Source organism: Microcella sp. (genome assembly GCF_033763155.1).
In the GTDB taxonomy this organism is placed as follows: Bacteria; Actinomycetota; Actinomycetes; order Actinomycetales; family Microbacteriaceae; genus Microcella.
This window is the reverse complement of the sequence record NZ_JANRKZ010000250.1, coordinates 1-2336: the sequence shown is the minus strand read 5'-3', so window position 1 is coordinate 2336 and position 2336 is coordinate 1. Positions and strand designations below refer to the sequence as shown.

General features: G+C 64.8%; 3 protein-coding genes. 2 read left to right on the top strand and 1 reads right to left on the bottom strand.

The window, feature by feature from the left end:
• Positions 1 to 34: 34 nt before the first annotated feature.
• Positions 35 to 256, bottom strand: coding sequence for a helix-turn-helix transcriptional regulator (locus SFU54_RS10780; protein WP_319016277.1), 222 nt, complete (start codon positions 254 to 256; stop codon positions 35 to 37).
• 167 nt (positions 257 to 423) lie between these two features.
• On the opposite strand from SFU54_RS10780, the gene SFU54_RS10775 reads away from it, so the two are divergent.
• Positions 424 to 1074 (top strand): hypothetical protein, encoded by a 651-nt coding sequence (locus SFU54_RS10775; RefSeq protein ID WP_319016276.1) that lies wholly within the window; start codon positions 424 to 426, stop codon positions 1072 to 1074.
• Positions 1075 to 1339: 265 nt separating this feature from the next.
• On the top strand, positions 1340 to 2336 hold a 997-nt coding region (locus SFU54_RS10770; RefSeq protein WP_319016275.1), incomplete at its 3' end, for a dimethylarginine dimethylaminohydrolase.

Sequence of the window (2336 nt, the reverse complement as noted above, 5' to 3'; positions counted from 1 at the left end):
CGGCTGGCCGTGCAGGCTGACCGGCATCGCGCGGTCAGTCATCGGCGACCTCAGCGATCAGCGAGATACCGAGCTTGCCCAATAGCGCGTAGAAGTTGTCGTCGACCCGCTTGGGCAGGCCCTTCTCGATCTCAAAGATGTACCGCTGGGTCGTGCCGAGTGCTGCGGCGAGCTCGCGCTGAGTGTAGCCATGTCGCTCGCGAATCGTTCGGATGAGCGCGCCGAGGTCTCGTTGCGATCCGATCTCCGCCTGCACGACCGCCTCCTCTTGCTGACTACAGATTCCACATCACACTACCACTGACTACGAATCTGTAGTCAGTGCGACCGTGATGTCTTTTCGGTAGTCGGGCTGGTGAAACGCTCCTCGAGACTCGGATGGCCACGCACAACCGACCTCAGGCCCCGGATAGGGTTCGAACCATGAGTCGAGTGCCGTGGTTCTTGATCGTTGGTCTCGTTCTGTTGCCCCTCGTGTTCGTCTTTCCGCTCTTTGACGGCTATGGCCGGCAGAGTTCGCCGTCAATCTCACGCGCGGCGGGGCTTCAGGCTCTCGTGCTTGGCGCCGTCATCGGGGCGTTCATTGCCGAGGCGATGATCCGCGGCTACCAGTTGTTGCTCGCGAGATCTCTAGCGAAGGCCGCACTGACGCTGCGCGCAGACTCGTTGGCTTTGCTTGTTCTGCCGGAGTCCCATTCACAGCCTCCGCCCTTCGCCGAATTGCAGCAGGGCCAACGTGCCTGGCGAGTGTGGCCACGCGGCTACCCCCGAGTGCTCGTCGTCTCTCCAGAGGCTGTCGTTGTCCGCAGCACACGCCAGCACCTCGCTTCACTCGATTCGGCGAGCGTCACGAACGTACTGCTAGTCAACATGCCAGGGCGCAAGCAGCTCTTCTTCCGGCTAAAGCGTGAACCAGCAACTCATGACGGGATTGCCGTCGACCCGTTTCTCGACTTCCTCTGGATCGACATTCGCTCTGGCCTGCGCCCTGTTTCGCATCCTGGTCGCCGTGAAGAGATCCGCGCGTCGTTGGAGCGGGTTCTCCAGTCGCCACGAAGCGGAGCGGCAACATGAACGACGTCCGTGAACTACTTCTCGTTGCCGCGGGCGGATTGATCATTCTCGGCTTGGTGCTCAGTCTCTGTGCCAGACCCGTTGCCGACTTTTACCGCACTCGGGTCTCGCGCGTTCTGCCACGTCGATAGTGGGCCTTCGCATCGGATGCGGTGGCCGTCAGAACCTTCGGCGTAATGGGTGCGGTGGTCGGAGTAGTGCTACTCATCGGAGTTCTCATCGACGTCGGAATTCGTTGACCCGCACCCGCAGTAGCGTGGAGGGCATGACCCCTCTCGCACGCCGCCTGCTCGACTCTGCCCTCGCCGCGCTCGCGGTTGCCCTGGTGACGCACGTCGTGACGGTCGTGCTGTTCGCCGCCATCAACGGCGCGACGGTCGAGGTGCTCGCGCAGGTCAACGGCGTCTTCGGGTTCTCGTCGATGCTGCTCTTCATCTTCATCACGATCATCGGAACCGCGGGTGTTCTCGACAACCGGTGGATCGCGCTCGCTGTGGCCGTGCTCGCCGCCTTCGTTTCGTCGTGGCTCGGCGCCCTGCTCGCGATCGTGGCGGCGGGCAACCCCATCAGCGGCGAACTCATCGACTACCTGTGGATCAGCGTGTTCGGTTTCAACCTGCTGTTCCAGGTCGTCGCCGTACTCGCGGTGGTCACGGTGGGCCGTCGGGTGTGGATGGCGCGCCAGGCGGGCGCCGCGGCATCCCGCCGCGTGGCCATCGTGCGCATGCCGAGCTCGCGCCTCGCCGATGGCGAGTTGACCCACCAAGAGCGCGTGCCGGTCGACATCGACCTCGCCGACGCCCAGTGGGAGGCCTACGTTGAGGCGCTGCGCGCCGAAGGCTTCACGCCCGTCGATGTGCCTCCGGCCGATGAGCTGCCCGACTCGGTGTTCATCGAAGACGCGCTCGTGATGATCGGCGGCACCGCGGTGGTCACACGCCCGGGCGCCGAGTCGCGTCGCCCCGAAATCGACGCGGCCGAGCAGACCGCGCGCGAACTGGGGCTGCGCATCGAGCGCATCGTCGAGCCCGGCACGCTCGACGGTGGCGACGTGCTCGCCATCGGCGACGTGCTCTACGTCGGCCGCGGGGGTCGCACCAACGCCGAGGGTATTCGGCAGCTGCGGGCCATCGCGCGCCGGCACGGGCGTGACGTCGTCGCGGTGCCCGTGACGAAAGCACTGCACCTCAAGAGCGCCGTGACGGCGTTGCCCGACGGAACCGTCATTGGGCATCCGTCGCTCATTGATGACGTGTCGATGT

Bases quoted from the DNA above. Each gene is read 5' to 3' on its own strand.
- SFU54_RS10775 (WP_319016276.1), top strand. From the start codon at position 424: ATGAGTCGAGTGCCGTGGTTCTTGATCGTTGGTCTCGTTCTGTTGCCC.